The organism is Nocardioides speluncae (assembly GCF_003121585.1).
In the GTDB taxonomy this organism is placed as follows: domain Bacteria; phylum Actinomycetota; class Actinomycetes; order Propionibacteriales; family Nocardioidaceae; genus Nocardioides; species Nocardioides speluncae.
The window spans coordinates 117846-137196 of record NZ_QEOO01000022.1; the positions used below are offsets into that span (position 1 = coordinate 117846).

The window sequence follows — 19351 nt, forward strand, 5'->3', positions numbered from 1 at the left end:
TACGGACGCAGTGACTGTCGGGCCAGTTATTGACCACTGCCTTTCCGTCGACTGCACGTCCACAGACGTTCCTGAGGACCGCATACTTGCTGCCGCTGGTGGTGTAGTTGCGAACCCATTCCACGCAATCCGCTGCATCGGCAGTGCTGGAACCGCTGACAACCAATACCGGCGTCGCCAGAGCAAGCGCGGCGATGTGGGCGAGACTCTTCCTCATATGTCCTCCGAGGCTTCCACTGCGGCCCCCCGTTGAAGCCGCGGTGCTTTACCTTGGCAGTGCCTTTGAGGGCGATCAAGCGGGCAAACACTGGCCTGTGGATAACTCACATTCGAGCCAGTCGGACTGCTCAAACGGAGGCTGCCAGTCGTGCCGTGACGAAGCGCGGACGCCCCGCAAGGTCGCGATTGTCGCGCACGTCGCGCCACCGGCCGGTCGCCGCGAAGACGGCTGGTGCGGACTCGCCCTGGGCGTCGGCATGCTCGGCGCCGACGACGCCGCCGTCCTTGAGGAGTACGGCGGCCCGCCGCTCCAGGACCCGGATCGCGTCCAGGCCGTCCTGGCCCGAGAACAGGGCGAGGTGGGGGTCGTGATCGCGCGCCTCCGGGGCAACCGACTCCCAGGCCTCGAGCGGGATGTACGGCGGGTTGCAGACCACCACGTCGACAGTGCCGTCGAGCTCGGGAAACGCGTCGGCCATGTCGCCGTGCCGCAGCTCGACGCCGGTGCCGGCGAGGTTGCGGGCGGCCCAGCCGTGGGCAGCTTCGTCGAGCTCCACGGCGTACACCTTGGCGGCTGGGACCTCATCGGCGATCGCGCGGGCGATCGCCCCTGACCCGGTGCACAGGTCGACGACGACCGGCTGCTCGATCCGGGTCACATGCTCGATTGCCCAGCCCGCGAGCAGCTCGGTCTCCGGCCGCGGCACGAAGACGCCGGGGCCGACCTGGAGGTCGACGTAGCGGAAGCCGGTGGTCCCGGTTAGGTGCTGCAGTGGCTCGCGGTTGGCGCGCCGGGTGACGAGCGCGTCGTACGCCGCCGCCTGGTCCGCCGTCAGCTCCGGAGCATCGAGCCCGAGCCGGGACCGGGTGGTGCCGAGCACGTGCGCCAGCAGCTCGGCCGCGTCGTACTCGGGCGAGGCGACGCCGGCCGCCCGCAGCCGGGCGACGGCCTCGCGGACGACCTCCCGCGGGGTCACGCCTCGATCGCCTCGAGCCGGGAGGCGAGGTCCGCCTCCACACACGAGGCGATCACCGGCTGCAGCTCGCCGTCGAGGACCGTGTCGAGGTTGTAGGACTTGTAGCCGGTGCGGTGGTCGGAGATCCGGTTCTCGGGGAAGTTGTAGGTGCGGATCCGCTCGGAGCGGTCGACGGTGCGGACCTGCGACTTGCGCGCCTCCGACGCCTCGGCGTTGGCGGCCTCCTCGGCGGCGGCGAGCAGCCGGGCGCGCAGGATGCGCAGCGCCGACTCCTTGTTCTGAAGCTGCGACTTCTCGTTCTGGCAGCTGACCACGATCCCGGTCGGCAGGTGCGTGATCCGGACCGCCGAGTCGGTGGTGTTGACGCTCTGGCCGCCGGGGCCCGAGGACCGGAACACGTCGATCCGCAGGTCGTTCTCGTCGATGGTGACGTCGACCTGCTCGGCCTCCGGCACCACGAGTACGCCGGCCGCCGAGGTGTGGATCCGGCCCTGCGACTCGGTCGCCGGCACCCGCTGCACCCGGTGTACCCCGCCCTCGAACTTCAGCAGCGCGTACGGCGCCTCGCCGGGCTCCGGGGTGCCCTTCGCCTTCACCGCGACCGTGACGGACTTGTAGCCGCCGAGGTCGGACTCGGTCGCGTCCAGGATCTCGGTCTTCCAGCCGCGCCGCTCGGCGTACCGGCTGTACATGCGGAGCAGGTCGCCGGCGAACAGCGCGGACTCCTCGCCGCCCTCGCCGGACTTGACCTCCAGCAGCGCGTCCTTGCTGTCGGAGGGGTCGCGCGGTACCAGCAGGTGGCGGAGCCGCTCGTCGGCGGCGGCCCGCTTCTCGGTCAGCACCTCGGCCTCGGCTGCGAAGTCCGGGTCGTCACTGGCCAGCTCGCGCGCGGCCTCGATGTCGTCGCCGAGCTGGGTCCACTCGTGCCAGGTGCGGATGATCGCCGACAGCTCGGCGTACCGCTGGTTGAGGCGCTTGGAAAGGCCCTGGTCGGCGTGGGTCGCCGGGTCGGCGAGCTGCTTCTCCAGCTCGGCGTGCTCGGCCTCGAGCCCGGCTACGGCCTCGAACATGGCGACTCCTCAGATCTGACCTGACAGTGGGTTTTGCGGGCGTAAGAAAGGGCGCCGGTTGCACACCATGGAGGGTGTGACAACCGGCGCCCTGACGAAGCTACTTGGCAGCCTTCTTGGCGTAGCGGGCCTCGAAGCGGGCGACGCGGCCGCCGGTGTCGAGGATCTTCTGCTTGCCGGTGTAGAACGGGTGGCACTGCGAGCAGACGTCGGCGCGGATGGTGCCGCTGGTCGCGGTGCTGCGGGTGGTGAACGTCGCGCCACAGGTGCAGCTCACCTGGGTCTCGACGTACTCCGGGTGGATGTCCTTCTTCATGGTGTCCTCTCTCAGGTCGCCGGGTCGCCACCGCGCTTGTGCGGGACGTGAACCGGAACCAGCGCCCTAGTCTGCCACCTGCCCGAGCGGGCATGCGAATCGGCAGGCATTCGGCGCAGTGCTCCCTCAACCGGTCACGCGCACGGTTTGTTCCCGCCGGGACGTCATACGAACCGCGAGCCATAGCGACCAGTCCGTATGACCTCCCGCGGGACGTCATACGAGTCGGCGCCTGTAGGTGCCCATTCGTATGACGTCAACCTCTCGACGCCGACGCCGACGCCGGTGCTGGCGCGCTGCGGCGCACGACGCCGAACATCAGCAGGGCGGCGGTCGCGGTCAGGCCGACCATCACCGAGGCCATAGGTACGACGGTGGTGCTGCCGAAGGCCCCGACGACCGGGGCGATCGCGCCGCCGACACCGAACTGGAGGCAGCCGAGCACGGCGGCGGCGGTGCCGGCGGAGGCGCCGTAGTTCGCCAGCGCGAGAGCCGGAGTGTTGGGCATCGCGAACCCGGCCAGGCCGAGGTTGGCGGCGAGCGGGACCACCACGACCGCCAGTCCGCCCCAGCCGGTGAGGCCGAGGGTGAGCAGCACCAGCGACGAGCCCAAGGTCATCAGGATCGCACCGGTCAGCACCTGGATCAGGCCGAACCTGCGCAGCAGCAGCGGGTTGATCTGGGAGCCGAGCACGAACGTCGCGGCGTTGATGCCGAACACGACCGCGAACTCGCCCTCCGACAGCCCGAAGCCGTCCTGCAGCACGAACGACGCGCCGGCGACGTACGCGAACAGGGTCGCCATCATCGCGCCGCCGATCAGACCGAGGGCGAGGAAGCGGCGGTCGCGCAGGAGTGCGCCGTACGCCGTGAGGCTGGCGCGGACCCGCGCCGGCTGCCGGCGCTCCGGCGGGAGCGTCTCGCGCAGGCCGAACGCGGCGACGCCGATCAGGGCGACCGCGGCCACCATGATGACCAGGAAGATCGTGCGCCAGCCCGACCAGGTCAGCACCACACCACCGAGCGTCGGCGCGATGATCGGGGCCAGGCCGATCACCAGGATCAGCCGCGCCATCAGCCGTGCCATCGCGATTCCCTCGAACTGGTCGCGGACCATCGCCATCGCGGTCACGCTGACCGCGGCGCCCGCGAAGCCCTGCAGGACGCGGACCGAGGCCAGCATCTCCGCCGAGGGCGCGAGCGAACAGAGCAGTGACGCGAGCGCGTGTACTCCGAGGCCGACCATCAGCGGCCGGCGGCGGCCGAAGGCGTCCGAGAGCGGACCGATCACCAGCTGGCCGACGGCGAGGCCGAGCAGCATGCCGGTGAGGGTGAGCTGGATCTGCGAGTCGGAGGCGTTCAGGTCGTCGGCGATCTCCGGGAACGCCGGGAGGTACATGTCGATGGTCAGCGGCCCGAGCGCGATCAGCGCGCCGAGGACGATCACGAACTGGACGTAGCGACGGCCGGCGGGCTCGGTGCGGTCGGGGGTCTGAGAGCGCGAGGCAGCCGCGCCGAGGGTCGTCGTCACGTGAGCCTCAACCCGGTTGCGGACCACAACATTCCCTCATTCCATCATTTAGTCATTCGAACATATGTGCGAAGATGGTGGAGTGAGCCGATCCGCCATCCTCGATGACCTGCGCAAGCAGATCCGGACGATGGAGCGCGGGACCGTCGCGACCGCACTCCCGGTCCATCCGCTGCTCGCGCCGGCGTTCCCGGACGGCCTGCGGGTCGGGTCGGTGTACTCCCTGAGCGGCTCGCTCACGCTCGCCACCGCACTGCTGGCGGAGCCGTCCCGAGAGGGCGCCTGGTGCGGCGTCGTCGGCCATCCCGACCTCGGCATCGAAGCGGTCGCCGAGCTCGGGGTCCAGCTGGACCGGCTGGTGCTGGTGCCGGAGCCGGGCCGGCAGTGGTTCGGCGTGGTCGCGGCGCTGGTCGAGGTGCTCGGTGTGGTCGTGGCCCGGCCGCCGGCCCGGGTCTCCCCCACCGACGCCACCCGGCTGGCAGCGCGGCTGCGTGAGCGCGGCACGGTGCTGGTGGCGACCGGGCCCTGGCCTGGTGCTGCCGCCGACGTACAGGTCAGCGGCAACGCCTGGGGCGGGGTCGGCGACGGCCACGGTCTGCTCAGCGGCCGGCGGATCTGGCTCGACGTCCACGCCCGGGGCAGCCGGCCACGACAGGTCTCGGTGACCCCACCCGGCTGGACCGAGCTGCCCGAAGAAGCCAGTACGACGAGCGAGGCGGCGAGTGCATGAGCCGGGCGCGGACGCTGGCGCTGTGGTGCCCCGACTGGCCGGTGGTCGCCGCCGCCCAGTCGCATGCCCCGGCCCGTGGCCAGGCACCCGTCGCGCTCATCGACAAGGGCCTGGTCAGCGCCTGCTCGGCGGCGGCCCGGGAGGAGGGGGTCCAGACCGGGCTGCGGGTGCGCGAAGCCCAGAACCGCTGCCCGGAGCTCGTCGTACTCGCCCATGACGAGGTGCGCGACGTGCGGGTCTTCGACGCCGTGCTGCGGGTCGTGGAGGAGGTGGTGCCGGGGGTGCAGATGCTGGAGCCCGGGCTTGCGGCGGTCCGCGCCAAGGGGGCCAGCCGCTTCTACGGCGGTGAGGAGCAGGCCGCCCGGGCGCTGGTACGCCGGGTCCGCGAGCAGCTGCCGACGCTGCCTCTGGCCGACCTCCGGGTCGGCGTCGCGGACGGGACGTACGCCGCCCAGCAGGCCGCTCGGCACACCACGCCCGGCCAGCCGCTGGAGGTGATCCCACCCGACGGCTCCCCCGACTTCCTGGGAGCGCTGCCGATCGGGGTGCTCGACGACCGCAAGCTGGTGACCTTCCTGCGCCGGGTCGGGATCGACACGCTCGGTGAGTTCGCGGAGCTCTCGCCGCCGCACGTGCACGCCCGGTTCGGTGACGCCGGGCGGGAGGCTCATCTGCTGGCCCGCGGTGCGGTGCTGCCGGCGGTCGCCCCGCGCACGGTCCCACCCCACCTCACCCGCGAGATCGACTTCGAGCCCGGCCTGGACGGGCTGGAGCAGGTCGCCGCCAGCTGCGCTCCGCTCGCCGAGAAGTTCATCGCCGCCCTGGTCGCCAGCAACCTGGTCTGCACCCAGCTCCAGCTCCGGGTGTACGCCACCAGCCTGGCTGCCCCGCCCGTCGAGCGGGTCTGGACCCACCCGCGACACTTCGCCCCCACCGACATCGTGGACCGGCTCCGCTGGCAGCTGGCCGAAGGGCTGACCGACGTGGTGGTCCGGGTCGAGGTCGCGCCGCTGGCCGTCGACGATCGAGGCCACCACGCCCGCGGCCTGTGGGGCGAGGGCCCGGACGAGCGGGTCCAGCACACCCTCACCGGGCTGCAGAGCCGGCTCGGGCACCTCGGCGTACTCGCCTCCGCCGTGGTCGGCGGCCGCCTGCTCGCCGACCGCCGGCTGCTCAGGCCGTGGGGTGAGGCGATGCCGAGTCACCGCACCAACAAGCTCGACCAGCCCTGGCCCGGCCGAGTCACCGGCCCCGCCCCGTCCATGGTCTTCGCCACTCCCCCAGCCGTCCGGGTGCTCGCCGAGGACAACGCCCCCGTGCGCATCACCGACCGCGGCGCCCTGTCCGCCACCCCCCGCTGGCTCTGCCAAAACGACCACCGAGTCGCAATCACCGGCTGGGCCGGTCCCTGGCCCATCCGCCAGCGCTGGTGGAGCCCGGCTCAGCACCGCCGCCTCGACCGCTTCCAGGTCCTCGCCGCCGACGGCACCGCGTGGCTCCTTCTCTTGGAGAAGGGCCGTTGGCTCGCGGAGGCGCGTTATGACTAGTGACCACTACCGCCCGGGGACGCCGCGGCCGGTGTCGGCGGGGGCTCGGCGGGCGGCGTCAAGCGGCTTGGCCGCGGCGCGCGCCAACGGCGCGCTACCCAAGAAGACGTCGTGCGCGCGACGCGCCGCCGCAGCGACCGCCGAGTCCCCGCCGACACCGGCCGCGGTGTCCCTACCCAGCCGCCCGCCGGGTGACCGACCCCGCCGACCGCCGGCTCCCCATGAGCGGGGGGCCGGGTGATGGGCTGGAACAACCCTCCGATCCCGTGGCGGGAGCTGGAGCAGGCGCTGTCGCGCGGCGTACCGCCGAGTGGTCGGGTGCGTCCGAAGTACGACCGTAAGTTCGACGGCGGCGACGCACCTGCGTTCTCTCGCAAGCGGGCGAAGTTCGAGGCGCCGGAGATCGACCGGGCACTGTCTGCGGTGCCGTACGCCGAGCTGCACGCCCACTCCCACTACAGCTTCCTGGACGGCGCGTCGTCGCCGGAGGCGCTGGTGGTGGAGGCGGCCAGGCTGGGCCTGTCGGCGATCGCGATCACCGACCACGACGGGGTGTACGGCGCGGTCCGGTTCGCCGAGGCGGCCGAGGCGTTCCCCGGCTTGAAGACCGTGTACGGCGCGGAGCTGTCACTCGGCCTCGACGGACCGCAGAACGGTGTGCCCGATCCCGCCGGTGAGCATCTGCTGGTGCTGGCCCGCGGGCAGGAGGGGTACCACCGGCTGGCGGGTGCGCTCACCGATGCCCACCTGGCGCCGGGGGCGGAGAAGGGGCGGCCGGTCTACGACCTCGATGCGCTCGCGGCGACCGCGGACGGACACTGTCTGGTGCTGACCGGCTGCCGGAAGGGCGCCGTACGCACCGCGCTGGTCCGCGACGGCGAGGCCGCCGCGCTCCGGGAGGTGGAGCGGCTCAAGGAGCTGTTCGGCCCCGACAACGTCGTCGTCGAACTGTTCGACCACGGCCAGCCGCTCGACACCGTCCACAACGACGCCTTGGCGCTGGTCGCGGAGCGGGCGCGGCTGCCGGTGGTGGCCACCAACGCGGTCCACTACGCCACCCCCGACGAGTACCCGCTGGCGACCGCGATGGCGGCGGTCCGGGCCCGGCGCAGCCTCGACGAGATCGACGGCTGGCTGCCGGGTGCCGACGCCCAGTTCCTGCGGTCCGGCGCCGAGATGGCCGAGCGGTTCCATCGCTATCCCGGGGCGGTCGAGCTCACCGCCGACCTCGCCGCCGACCTGGAGTTCCCGCTCCGGGCGATGCGTCCCCAGCTCCCGCTCAGCCACCTCGTCCCTGCGGGCGAGACCCCGATGTCGCAGCTGCGCCAACTGGTCGAGGAGGGCAGGCGCGAGCACTACCCCGACGCCGACGAGAAGGTCGAGGAGCGGCTGCGGAAGGAGCTCAAGGTGATCGGGGAGCTCGACTTCCCCGGCTACTTCCTGATCGTCCACGAGATCGTGAGCTGGGCGAAGAAGCAGGGCATCCTCTGTCAGGGCCGGGGGTCCGCGGCCAGCTCCGCGGTCTGCTACGCGCTCGGCATCACCTCGGTCGACTCGGTGTACTACGACCTGCCCTTCGAGCGGTTCCTGTCCGAGCTGCGCAACGAGGCGCCCGACATCGATGTCGACTTCGACTCCAGACGGCGTGAAGAGGTGATCCAGCACGTCTACGGCACCTACGGCCGCCGCAACGCCGCTCAGGTCGCCAACGTGATCACCTACCGCCCCAAGAACGCCGTACGCGACATGGCCAAGGCGCTCGGCTTCAGCCCGGGCCAGCAGGACGCCTGGGCCAAGCACGTCGACAGCTACGCCTCCACCCTCGACCCGGACAGCGAGATCCCGGCGCCGGTGGCCGCGCTCACCCACCAGCTGCTGAGCACGCCCCGCCACCTCGGCATCCACTCCGGCGGGATGGTGCTCACCGAGCGGCCGGTGGGCGAGGTATGCCCGATCGAGCACGCCCGGATGGACAAGCGCACCGTGCTGCAGTGGGACAAGGACGACTGTGCCTCGATGGGCTTGGTGAAGTTCGACCTGCTCGGGCTCGGCATGCTCGCCGCGCTCCAGTACACCTTCGACCTGGTCGCCGAGCACCTGGACGAGCACTGGGACCTCTCGACGCTGCCGAAGGAGGAGCAGGCGGTCTACGACATGCTCTGCCGGGCCGACTCGGTCGGGGTGTTCCAGGTGGAGAGCCGCGCCCAGATCGGCACCCTCCCCCGGCTGAAGCCGCGCAGCTTCTACGACCTCGCCGTCGAGATCGCGCTGATCCGGCCCGGCCCGATCCAGGGTGGCGCCGTACACCCCTATATCCGGCGCCGCACCGGCGAGGACAAAGTCACCTACGACCACCACCTGCTCGAGCCGGTGCTGAAGCGCACGCTCGGGGTGCCGCTGTTCCAGGAGCAGCTGATGCAGATGGCGATCGCGGTCGGCAACTGCTCGCCGGCCGACGCCGACCAGCTACGCCGCGCGATGGGCAGCAAGCGGGGCGTGGAGCGGATCGACAAGCTCCGGGAGAAGCTGCACGACGGGATGAAGGCCAACGGGCTCAGCGACGAGGTGGCCGCCGAGATCTACAACAAGATCGAGGCGTTCGCGAACTTCGGGTTCGCCGAGTCGCACGCGATCAGCTTCGCCTTGCTCGTCTACGCCAGCTCGTGGCTCAAGCTGCACTACCCGGCCGCGTTCCTGGCCGCGCTGCTGCGCGCGCAGCCGATGGGCTTCTACTCGCCGCAGAGCCTGGTCGCCGACGCCAAGCGGCACGGTGTGCAGGTACGCCGTCCCGACCTGCAGCTCTCCGCCGCCCACGCGACCCTGGAGCTCATCCCCGGCAAGAAGCCCGGTGGGCTGGACCGCTGCCGGGACCGCCAGCAGCCGCCGGTGGCCAAGAAGTTCGACCGCGAGAAGACGCCCGACGAGGCCCACCTGCACCACCGCGACCTGCACCTCGCGGTCCGGCTCGGGCTGTCCGACGTCAACTCGATCGGCGAGGAGGTGGCCCAGCGGATCGTCGACGAGCGAGACGGCAACGGGCCGTTCTGGGATCTCGGCGACCTGGCCCGGCGAGCAGAGCTGTCCGCCGAGCAGCTGGAGGCGCTGTCACTCGCTGGTGCGCTCGACTCGCTCATGATCTCGCGTCGAGAAGGGTTGTGGCGGTCCCGCGACGCCGCGGCCCAGCAGCCCGACACCCTCGAGCTGGACACGCTGTCCTACCAGCCGCCGCTGCTGCCGATGCTGACCGATGCCGAGAAGATGATCTACGACATGTGGGCGACCGGGATCAGCACCGACGACCACCCGATCCGCCACCTCCGCGCCGAGCTCGACGAGCTCGGCGTACTCCCGGTCGAGGAGCTCCCCCACCAGCCCGACGGCGAGCGGGTCCTGGTCGCCGGCGTCGTCACCCACCGACAGCGACCCGGCACCGCCGGCGGCGTCTGCTTCGTCAACCTCGAGGACGAGACCGGCCAGCTCAACGTGATCGTCAGCCTCGGCGCCTGGAACCGCTACCGCAAGGTCGCCCGCTCCGCCCCCGCGATGCTGGTCCGCGGCAAGCTCCAGGTCACCAAGGACGGCGTGATCAACCTGATGGCCGAGAAGATCGACCGCCTCGCCGTCGGCGCCCAGCTCCGCTCCCGCGACTTCCGGTAGCTGCCGAAACCCAGCCCACACGGTACGGCGGCGGTTGGGCCAGGCGTGGACCAGGAAGCGTCAAGCGGCTTGGCCGCGGCGGCCGCAGCGGCGCTGGACCACAGACTGCGCAGTCCGGCCGACGCGCCGCCGCAGCGACCGGTCCGCGGCTGGACCGGCCGCCGTCGTACCACCCATGAACCCAGCCCGCGACGATGCGCTCAGGGCCGCGTGGGCCCCGAGCGCACGCAGGTCAGTCGTCGCGTCCACCAACCGCAGGCGTGGTCTTCTGGACCTGGGTCAGGAACTCGACGTTGCTCTGCGACTTCTTCAGCCGCTCGAGCAGCAGCTCGAGTGCCTGCTGGCCGTCGAGCGCGGAGAGCACCCGGCGCAGCTTCCAGACGATGGAGAGCTCCTCCTTGCTCATGAGCAGCTCTTCGCGACGGGTACCGGACTGGACCGCGTCGATCGCCGGGAAGATCCGCTTGTCGGCGAACTCGCGGCGCAGTCGCAGCTCCATGTTGCCGGTGCCCTTGAACTCCTCGAAGATCACCTCGTCCATCTTCGAGCCGGTCTCGATGAGCGCGGTGGCGAGGATGGTGAGCGAGCCGCCGTTCTCGATGTTGCGGGCGGCACCGAAGAACCGCTTCGGCGGGTAGAGCGCTGCCGAGTCGACACCACCGGAAAGGATCCGGCCGCTGGCCGGCGCGGCCAGGTTGTACGCGCGGCCGAGGCGGGTGATGCCGTCGAGGAGTACGACGACGTCGTGGCCGAGCTCGACCAGGCGCTTGGCCCGCTCGATCGCCAGCTCCGCGACCGTGGTGTGGTCGCTCGCGGGGCGGTCGAACGTGGACGAGATGACTTCGCCCTTGACCGTGCGCTGGAAGTCGGTGACCTCCTCCGGACGCTCGTCGACCAGGACGACCATCAGGTGGCACTCGGGGTTGTTGGTGGTGATCGAGTTGGCGATCGACTGCATCACCATCGTCTTGCCGGCCTTCGGCGGCGAGACGATCAGACCGCGCTGGCCCTTGCCGATGGGCGAGGCGATGTCGATGACCCGGCCGATCAGGTTGCCGGACTCGGTCTCCAGGCGGAGCCGCTCGCTCGGGTAGAGCGGGGTCAGCTTGGCGAACTCGACCCGGTCCTTGGCCGCCTCGGGGTCAGCGCCGTTGACGCTGTCGATGCGGACCATCGGGTCGAACTTCTCCTTGCGCTCGCCCTCGCGGGGCTGGCGCACCTGGCCGACGATGGCATCGCCGCCGCGCAGGCCGAGCTTGCGCACCATCGACAGCGAGACGTAGGCGTCCTTGTCGGCGGGGAGGTACCCGCTGGTGCGCACGAACGCGTAGTTGTCCTTGACGTCGAGGATGCCGGCGGCCGGCACGAGTACGTCGTCCTCGAGGATCGTGGTGTCGGGCTCGTTGCGGTTGCGTCCGCCGCCACCCTGGCCACCACCCTGGCGGTTGTCGCGGTCGCGACCCCGGCGGCGCCGGTTGCGCCGGCCGCCACTCTCGTCGTCACGCCCGCCCTGGCCGCCGCCCTGCCCGCCACCTTGGCTGCCGCCCTGGCCGCTGCCCTGCTGGTTGCGACCACCCTGCTGGCCCTGGTTGTCACGGCCGCCCTGGTTGTCGCGGCCCTGCTGGCCGCCGCCCTGGTTGTCGCGGTTGCGGTTGCGGTTGCGGCCACCCTCACGGTTGCCGTCCTGCTGTCCGCCCTGGTTGCCGCCCTGGCCGCGCTCGGAGCGCTCCTCAGAGGACTCCTCGACGGTCTTGGTGACCGGCTGGTGGCCGGTGTCGAGTGCGGTCTGCACACTGGCCTGGCCGCCGGACTCGTTGCTGTCGGACTTGCTGTCGGACTTGCCGCCCGACTTCCGGTTGGACTTGCCCTCGGACTTGTCAGCGCCGGACGGGGCGCTGGACTGGGCGCTGGACTGGGCGCTGGACTGGCCGCCGCCCGACTGGGCGCGCTTGATGGCCTCGACGAGCTCAGGCTTCTTCATAGAGCGAGCCCCCGAGATGCCCATGCTTCCGGCCATGGCCTTCAGGTCGGCGACCAGCATGGAGTTGAGTCCACCGCGCTTCTTCGGCGCCTCGGCCCCGGCCTCGGTGGATTCGATGGTTTCAGTCACGTGAGTCCTTCCCACGTATCAAGCCGAACCGGCGCAAGGCCGTCGGCATACCGTAGTTGCTTCCCCCGTACGCGGTCAGAGCGTGTGCTGAAGTGGCCGCAGATGCGAAGAAGAAGTTTGCTTCCGGCGATCCCTCACCAGGATGCGAGCGCCATCAGAAGAACGGCGCGTCGCCAGGTTACCACCCGTGCATGCGAACACGACATCGACGTCCAGCACCTGGGGTCACCGGCCTCAGGACAGGAGTACGCCGTCGAGGTCGACCGCGAGGTGGTGGGCATCCCACCCTTCCGGACAGCGCGCGAGCAGCGCGGCCGGCGCACCGGCTGAGGCGCCGCCGTCGGCGAAGGCCAGCACCGTCGGCCCGGCACCGGACACGATCGCGGCAACGCCGTCGGCCCGCAGCGCCCGGACCAGGGCCAGCGAGTCGGGCATCGCCGGCTCGCGGTACTCCTGGTGCAAGTAGTCGCGGGTCGCGAGATGCAGCCGCTCGGGCTGGCCCGCGAGCGCGGCAACGAGCAGCGCCGTACGACCGGAGTTGGCGGCGGCGGCGCGGTGCGGCACCGTCTCGGGCAGCAGCCCGCGGGCGACCTGGGTCTCGACGGGCGTCGGCGGCACGAAGACCACCGTCGACACCCGCGGGTCGACGGCGGACCGGACCGCGTAGAAGTCGTCCTCGCGGCCGGAGATCACGAAGCCGCCGTAGTACGCCGGCGCCACGTTGTCCGGGTGTCCCTCCAGCGAGGCGGCCAGCTGGAACAGCGCCTCGTCGTCGGTCACCAGCGAGCCGCCGGCCACCAGCGCCCGGGCCAAGGTCACGCCGGCCACGATCGCCGCGGAGGAGGAGCCGAGCCCGCGGGCGTGCGGGATGAGGTTGTGGCAGCGCAGTGCGAGGCCCGGCGGCTCGGCGTCCATCAGCTCGAACGCGGCCCTCATCGCGCGCACGATCAGGTGCCGGTCGTCGCGGGGTACGTCGTCGGCGCCGGCGCCGGTCACCTCGACCGACAGCCCGGAGCCCACGACCTCGGCCTCGACCTGGTCCCGCAGCGCGAGCGCCAGGCCGAGCGCGTCGAAGCCGGGGCCGAGGTTGGCCGAGGTGGCGGGCACGGTCACCCGGACCGGCCCGGAGACGAAGCGGGTCACGACAGTCCGGCTGCGGACGCCGCGGCCTCGACCTCGGCGTCGACGACCGCATCGACCACGGGGCCGAAGCCCTCGAGAGCGGTGGCGGTGTCCTTCAGCCCGTGACCGGTGACGGTGATCGCGACCGTCGTGCCGGCGTACGACTCACCCTGCTCGAGGTCCTGCAGCAGCCCGGCGACGCCCGCGGCGGACGCCGGCTCGACGAAAACGCCATCACGGCGAGCGAGCTCGCGCTGTGCGGACAGGATCTGGTCGTCGGTCAGCGCGGCGAACCGGCCGCCCGACTCGGCCGCGGCGGCTTCGGCGAGCTTCCACGAGGCCGGGTTGCCGATCCGGATCGCGGTCGCCTTGGTCTCGGGGTTCGGAAACGGCTCGCCGGTCACCAGCGGCGCCGCGCCCTCGGCCTGGTAGGCGCGCATCACCGGCCTGCGGGTGGCGTGGCCGAGGTCGGCGTACTGCTGGTAGCCGAGCCAGTACGCCGAGATGTTGCCGGCGTTGCCCACCGGCAGCAGGTGGAAGTCGGGTGCGTCACCGAGCCGGTCCACGATCTCGAACGACGCGGTCTTCTGGCCTTCGAGGCGGTCCGGGTTGACCGAGTTCACCAGCGCGACCGGATAGTGCTCGGCCAGCCCACGCGAGATCTTCAGGCAGTCGTCGAAGTTGCCGCGGACCATGATCACGCGGGCGCCGTGCATGATCGCCTGGGCCATCTTGCCGGCCGCGATCTTGCCCTCCGGAACCAGCACGATCGGGGTGATCCCGGCCTTCGCGGCGTACGCCGCCATCGAGGCCGACGTGTTGCCCGTCGACGCGCACACGCAGGCCTGAGCACCCTGGTGGACCGCGACCGAGACCGCGGCAGTCATGCCACGGTCCTTGAAGGACGCGGTCGGGTTGTCGCCCTCGACCTTCAGCCAGACCTCGCCACCGGTCACGCCGGAGAGCCAGTCGGAGTGGACCAGTGGGGTGCCGCCCTCACCGAGGGTGACGGCCGGGGTGTCGGCGGGGATGTCGAGCAGCGGCCGGTACTCCTCGATCACGCCGCGCCACTGATGAGCAGTCACGTCACTCACCCTCTCACTCACCGCTCACTCACCGCCGCCTTCGACCCGCATCACCGACGTCACCTCGCGGACGGCGTCCATGCCCCGCAGGTGCTCGACGGTCGCCGAGAGCTGGGCGTCGGTGGCTCGGTGGGAGACCACGACCAGCTGGGCGTCGGCGCCGCGGCCCTCCTGGCGGACGGTCTTGATGGACACGTCGTGCTCAGCGAAGGCGGCGGCCACGGCGGCGAGTACGCCGGCGCGGTCGTCGACGTCGATCGCCACGTGGTAGCGGGTCAGCGTCTCGCCCATCGGCAGTACCGCGCGGGCGGCGTACGCCGACTCGCCGGCGCCGCGGGTATCGGCGAGCCGGTTGCGCGCGACGGTGACCAGGTCGCCCAGGACCGCCGAGGCGGTGGGCGAGCCGCCGGCACCCGGGCCGTAGAACATCAGCTGGCCCGCGGCCTCGGACTCCACGAACACCGCGTTGTAGGCCTCGCGGACGCTGGCGAGCGGGTGCGAGCGCGGGATCATCGCCGGGTGCACGCGGGCCGAGACGGCCTCGCCCCCCGGTCCGTCCTTCAGCTCGCAGATCGCCAGCAGCTTGACCACCGAGCCCATGTCGCGGGCGGAGGCGACGTCGGCCGCGGTGACCTCGGAGATGCCCTCGCGGTAGACGTCGGCCGCGGTCACCCGGGAGTGGAAGGCCAGCGAGGCGAGGATCGCGGCCTTGGCGGCGGCGTCGAAGCCCTCGACGTCGGCGGTCGGGTCGGCCTCGGCGTACCCGAGGTCCTGCGCCTCCTCCAGCGCCTCGGCGAAGCCGGCGCCGGAGGTGTCCATCTTGTCGAGGATGAAGTTGGTGGTGCCGTTGACGATGCCCAGCACGCGGGTCACCTTGTCGCCGGCGAGCGACTCCCGCAGCGGCCGCAGGATCGGGATCGCTGCGGCGACGGCCGCCTCGTAGTAGAGGTCCCGCCCTGCCTTCTCGGCCGCCTCGAACAGCGTCGGCCCGTCCTCGGCGAGCAGCGCCTTGTTGGCGGTCACGACCGAGGCGCCGTTCTCCAGCGCGGCCAGGATCAGCGACCGGGCGGGCTCGATGCCGCCGATCACCTCGATCACCAGGTCGATGTCGTCGCGAGCAACCAGACCGATCGCGTCGGTGGTCAGCAGCTCGGCCGGGACCTCGACCTCACGGTCGGCGTCCAGGCGGCGTACGGCGACGCCGGCGAGCTCCAGCGTGGCGCCCGCGCGGGAAGCGAGGTCGTCGGCCTGCTCGGTCAGCAGCCGCACCACCTGCGAGCCCACCGAGCCGCAGCCGAGTACGGCGACCTTGAGATTTTTCCGGGGCTTGTCCGCCTCAGACATTTATTCGACCGCTCCCACGTCGGTAGCCAACAGATCGTCCACAGTCTCTCGCCGTACGACGACCTGCGCCGACCCGTCCCGAACCGCGATCACCGGCGGCCGGAGCGCGTGGTTGTAGTTGGAGGCCATGGAGCGGCAGTAGGCGCCGGTGCCGGGCACCGCGATCAGGTCCCCCGGCGCGATGTCGGCCGGCACGAACTCGTCCTTGACCACGATGTCGCCGGCCTCGCAGTGCTTGCCGACGATCCGGCCGAGCAGCGGCGGCGCGGTCGAGGCGCGGGAGGCGAGGGTGCAGGAGTAGTCGGCGTCGTACAGCGCGGTGCGGATGTTGTCGCTCATCCCGCCGTCGACGCTGACGTAGGTGCGGGCCGCTCCCCCGTCGAGCTCGACATTCTTGACGGTGCCGACCGTGTAGACCGTGCACATCGACGGGCCGACGATCGCCCGGCCCGGCTCGATCGACAGCCGCGGCTGGTCGATGCCGAGCGCGCGGCACTCGTGGGCGACGATCTCCGACATCTCCTTGGCCAGGATCGACGGGTCGGCCGGGTCGTCCTGCGTGGTGTACGCGATGCCGAAGCCACCGCCGAGGTCCATCTCCGGGAGCGTGGTGCCGAGCTCGTCGGCAATGCGGGCGTGCAGCGCCAGCACCCGGCGCGCGGCCACCTCGAAGCCCGACGAGTCGAAGATCTGGGAGCCGATGTGGCTGTGCAGGCCGAGCAGCTCCAGGCCATCCGCGTCGAGCACCCGGCGTACCGCCTCGAAAGCGTCGCCCGAGGTGATCGAGAAGCCGAACTTCTGGTCCTCGTGGGCGGTGGCGATGTACTCGTGGGTGTGCGCCTCGACGCCGGCGGTGACCCGCACCATCACTCGCGTCGGCTCGGTGATCGAGCCTGTCGAGATCATCTCCTTGGTCGCCGCGGCCAGCCGCTCGATCTCGGTGAACGAGTCGACGATGACCCGGCCCACGCCGGACGCGACCGCGCGGCGCAGCTCCATCAGCGACTTGTTGTTGCCGTGGTAGCCGATCTTGGCCGGGTCGAACCCCGCCCGCAGCGCGACGGTCAGCTCACCGTCGGAGCAGACGTCGAGGTTGAGGCCCTCCTCGGCGATCCAGCGCGCGACCGTCGTACACAGGAACGCCTTGCCGGCGTAGAAGACGTCGTACGTCGAGAACGCGTCGCGGAACGCCCGCGCGCGGGAGCGGAAGTCGTCCTCGTCGAGCAGGTACGCCGGCGTGTTGTGCTCGGCGACGACGTCGGCCACCGCCATCCCGCCGACGTACAGGACGCCGTCCTGCTTCTGCGCGGTCTTGGACCACAGGTGCGGGACCAGGTCGTTGACGTCTCCGGGCTGTCGCAGCCAGGACGGGCTCCGGGAGCCGTCGGCGTGGGCCCAGCCGGCTTCGTGTGCGTGCACTTGTCTTTCCTACGTCTCTTCTGCGTCGGTTACATCCGCTCGGGCGCGGACACGCCGAGCAGCGCCAGTCCGTTCCCGAGCACGGTCCGGGTGGCCGCGACCAGCAGCAGCCGGGCGCGGTGCAGGTCGGTCGGCTCCTCATCGCCCATCGGCAGCACCCGGCAGCTGTCGTAGAAGCGGTGGTACGACGCGGCCGTGTCCTCGAGGTAGCGGGCCACCCGGTGCGGCTCCCGCAGCTTGGCTGCGGCCGCGACCACGCTCGGGAACTCCGCCAGCGCCCGCAGCAACTCGCCCTCCTTCTCGTGGCTGAGCAGGCTCGGGTCGAACCCGTCGGTGCTCGCCTCCAGGCCGAGGTCGGTGCCGTTGCGCAGGATCGAGCTGACCCGGGCGTGGGCGTACTGGACGTAGTAGACCGGGTTGTCGTTGGACTGCTTGGTGATCTGCTCGATGTCGAGGGTCAGCGGCGAGTCCGCGGGATACCGGGCCAGCGAGTAGCGCAGCGCGTCCACGCCGATCTCGCTAACCAGCTCGTCGAGGGTGACCAGGTCGCCGGCCCGCTTGGACAGCCGCACCTCCTCGCCGCCGCGCATGATCTTCACCAGCTGGCCGATCAGCACGTCCAGCGTCTGCGCCGGGTCGTCGCCGGTACAGGCCGCCATCGCCTTGAGCCGGCCGACGTACCCGTGGTGGTCGGCGCCGAGCAGGTAGAGCAGCCGGTCGAAGCCGCGCTCCCGCTTGTTGACGTAGTACGCCGTGTCGCTGGCGAAGTAGGTCAGCTCGCCGTTGGACCGGATCAGCACCCGATCCCGGTCGTCACCGAAGTCAGTGGTGCGCATCCACAGCGCGCCGTCCGCGTCGAACAGGTGGCCCTGGTCGCGCAGCTTCTCCAGCCCGGCCGCGACGTCGTTGCTCTCGTGCAGGGTCCGCTCTGAGAACCACACGTCAAAGTGGGTCTGGAACAGCTCCAGCTGCTCGCGCTGCTCGTCGAGCTGCAGCTCGTACGCCGCCTCCCGGAACGCGCCCAGCCGCTCGGCCTCCGGCAGATCGACGATGCCGGGGTCCTTGGCCACGACCGCGGCCGCGAGGTCCTTGACGTAGGCGCCCTTGTAGCCGTCCTCGGGGGCGTCCTTGCCGAGCGCGGCCGCCTCGACCGAAGCGCCGAACAGGTTCATCTGGTTGCCGCGGTCGTTGACGTAGAACTCGCGGGTCACCTCGGCGCCCGCCGCCTCCAGCACCCGGCCGATCGCGTCGCCGACCACCGCCCAACGGGTGTGGCCGAGGTGCAGCGGGCCGGTCGGGTTGGCGGAGATGAACTCGACGTTGACCTTCTGGCCGGCCTGGGTGTCGGTGTGGCCGTACGCCGCCCCCGCCTCGACGACCTGCGCGGCGAGCGCGCCCTGGGCGCCGGCCTCGACGGTGATGTTGAGGAAGCCCGGACCGGCGATCTCGACGCCGGCCACACCGTCGGCGGCCTCCAGCTTGGTCTTGACCAGCTCGGCGAAGGCGCGCGGGTTGGTACCCGCCTTCTTGGCCAGCTGCATGGCGACGTTGGTCGCGTAGTCTCCGTGTCCCTTTTGCCGGGGTCGCTCCACCGTCACCGTCGTCGGTACGCCGTCGGGCAGCGTGACCGCGCCTTCGTCGACCAGAGCGGTCAAGACGTCGACAAGGGTGGACGAGAGCTGTTCGGGAGTCACCGGCCAAGGGTATCGGCGCAGGTCCGTTGGCCTTGCATTGATTCCGACTGGTGGTGTCGGGTAACCGGTTTCGCCGATGCCGCGCTGTCACTGTAGGGTTTCCCCGCACCCCTGCCCTCGTAGCTCAGGGGATAGAGCGCTTGCCTCCGGAGCAAGAAGTCGTAGGTTCGAATCCTACCGAGGGCGCCATTGTGATGTCCCGCGACACCGTTGACAGGTGTCTCGGGACTCGTTGCATTTCGGGGCCTTCCTCCCGCATCCAGTGCGCCACATCCAGAAACCTGGGGTTGCCGAAACGGGCATAACCGTCGCAAATTGGCGATAAGGGACAGCAGCATGACAAGGAGGCTTCATGCCCGTCGCTTTAGCCAGCCGCCCGGCCACCGGGCCCGGACTACCGAAGAGCAGCAACCGCCCACCGATGTACGGATATCTGGCTCTTCCTACCTGAGGTGGGGGCTGGTGAGTCCGCCGCCGACGAGGAGCATGCGTAGGCGGTAGTTGTCGTAGTTGCGGAATCCTCGGGCGAC

13 protein-coding genes and 1 tRNA gene are annotated in these 19351 nt (G+C 71.0%); 4 read left to right on the forward strand and 10 right to left on the reverse strand.

Features of this window, described 5'->3' with window-relative positions:
- Window positions 1–347: 347 nt before the first annotated feature.
- From prmC to DDV73_RS12835, 4 genes are all read right to left on the reverse strand, one after another.
- Complete coding sequence (prmC, locus tag DDV73_RS12820; RefSeq protein ID WP_109507645.1) at window positions 348–1196, reverse strand: peptide chain release factor N(5)-glutamine methyltransferase; 849 nt, start codon at window positions 1194–1196, stop codon at window positions 348–350.
- The gene (gene prfA, locus DDV73_RS12825) at window positions 1193–2266 is read right to left on the reverse strand and encodes a peptide chain release factor 1 (protein ID WP_109507646.1); all 1074 of its coding nucleotides are present in this window, start codon (window positions 2264–2266) and stop codon (window positions 1193–1195) included. The genes prmC and prfA overlap by 4 nt, the downstream gene beginning before the upstream one ends.
- A 100-nt stretch (window positions 2267–2366) precedes the next feature.
- On the reverse strand, window positions 2367–2582 hold the full coding sequence (rpmE, locus tag DDV73_RS12830) for a 50S ribosomal protein L31 (protein ID WP_109507647.1): 216 nt from the start codon (window positions 2580–2582) through the stop codon (window positions 2367–2369).
- A gap of 256 nt (window positions 2583–2838) precedes the next feature.
- The gene (locus DDV73_RS12835; protein ID WP_109507661.1) at window positions 2839–4113 is read right to left on the reverse strand and encodes a multidrug effflux MFS transporter; all 1275 of its coding nucleotides are present in this window, start codon (window positions 4111–4113) and stop codon (window positions 2839–2841) included.
- Window positions 4114–4195: 82 nt separating this feature from the next.
- Here DDV73_RS12835 and DDV73_RS12840 point away from each other — a divergent pair, with 82 nt between their 5' ends.
- From DDV73_RS12840 to DDV73_RS12850, 3 genes are all read left to right on the forward strand, one after another.
- Window positions 4196–4843, forward strand: a complete 648-nt coding sequence (locus tag DDV73_RS12840) for a hypothetical protein (RefSeq protein ID WP_109507648.1) — start codon at window positions 4196–4198, stop codon at window positions 4841–4843.
- Window positions 4840–6390: a DNA polymerase Y family protein gene (locus DDV73_RS12845; protein ID WP_109507649.1), complete on the forward strand. Its 1551-nt coding sequence runs from the start codon at window positions 4840–4842 to the stop codon at window positions 6388–6390. The genes DDV73_RS12840 and DDV73_RS12845 overlap by 4 nt, the downstream gene beginning before the upstream one ends.
- 240 nt (window positions 6391–6630) lie before the next feature.
- On the forward strand, window positions 6631–10047 hold the full coding sequence (locus tag DDV73_RS12850) for an error-prone DNA polymerase (RefSeq protein ID WP_109507650.1): 3417 nt from the start codon (window positions 6631–6633) through the stop codon (window positions 10045–10047).
- A 232-nt stretch (window positions 10048–10279) separates the two neighbouring features.
- Here DDV73_RS12850 and rho read toward each other — a convergent pair whose 3' ends face one another.
- The 6 genes from rho to argS all read right to left on the reverse strand — a co-directional run bounded on the left by rho (window position 10280) and on the right by argS (window position 18821).
- Window positions 10280–12157 carry a transcription termination factor Rho gene (gene rho / locus DDV73_RS12855; protein ID WP_240617265.1) on the reverse strand — a complete coding sequence of 626 codons (1878 nt, stop codon included), beginning with the start codon at window positions 12155–12157 and terminating at the stop codon, window positions 10280–10282.
- A 234-nt stretch (window positions 12158–12391) separates the two neighbouring features.
- Window positions 12392–13300 carry a homoserine kinase gene (gene thrB / locus DDV73_RS12860; RefSeq protein ID WP_109507651.1) on the reverse strand — a complete coding sequence of 303 codons (909 nt, stop codon included), beginning with the start codon at window positions 13298–13300 and terminating at the stop codon, window positions 12392–12394.
- Window positions 13297–14364, reverse strand: coding sequence for a threonine synthase (gene thrC / locus DDV73_RS12865; RefSeq protein ID WP_109507663.1), 1068 nt, complete (start codon window positions 14362–14364; stop codon window positions 13297–13299). Before thrC ends, thrB begins: the two co-directional genes overlap by 4 nt.
- A 24-nt stretch (window positions 14365–14388) precedes the next feature.
- Window positions 14389–15708 carry a homoserine dehydrogenase gene (locus DDV73_RS12870; RefSeq protein WP_109507652.1) on the reverse strand — a complete coding sequence of 440 codons (1320 nt, stop codon included), beginning with the start codon at window positions 15706–15708 and terminating at the stop codon, window positions 14389–14391.
- On the reverse strand, window positions 15709–17127 hold the full coding sequence (gene lysA, locus DDV73_RS12875; RefSeq protein WP_109507653.1) for a diaminopimelate decarboxylase: 1419 nt from the start codon (window positions 17125–17127) through the stop codon (window positions 15709–15711).
- 29 nt (window positions 17128–17156) lie between these two features.
- Window positions 17157–18821: an arginine--tRNA ligase gene (gene argS, locus DDV73_RS12880; RefSeq protein ID WP_109507654.1), complete on the reverse strand. Its 1665-nt coding sequence runs from the start codon at window positions 18819–18821 to the stop codon at window positions 17157–17159.
- Window positions 18822–18934: 113 nt separating this feature from the next.
- On the opposite strand from argS, the gene DDV73_RS12885 reads away from it, so the two are divergent.
- Window positions 18935–19010: transfer RNA gene (locus tag DDV73_RS12885), tRNA-Arg, on the forward strand.
- Window positions 19011–19351: the final 341 nt, after the last annotated feature.

Bases quoted from the DNA above. Each gene is read 5' to 3' on its own strand.
- prfA (WP_109507646.1), bottom strand. From the start codon at position 2,266: ATGTTCGAGGCCGTAGCCGGGCTCGAGGCCGAGCACGCCGAGCTGGAG.
- rpmE (WP_109507647.1), bottom strand. From the start codon at position 2,582: ATGAAGAAGGACATCCACCCGGAGTACGTCGAGACCCAGGTGAGCTGC.
- DDV73_RS12845 (WP_109507649.1), top strand. From the start codon at position 4,840: ATGAGCCGGGCGCGGACGCTGGCGCTGTGGTGCCCCGACTGGCCGGTG.
- DDV73_RS12850 (WP_109507650.1), top strand. From the start codon at position 6,631: ATGGGCTGGAACAACCCTCCGATCCCGTGGCGGGAGCTGGAGCAGGCG.
- DDV73_RS12870 (WP_109507652.1), bottom strand. From the start codon at position 15,708: ATGTCTGAGGCGGACAAGCCCCGGAAAAATCTCAAGGTCGCCGTACTC.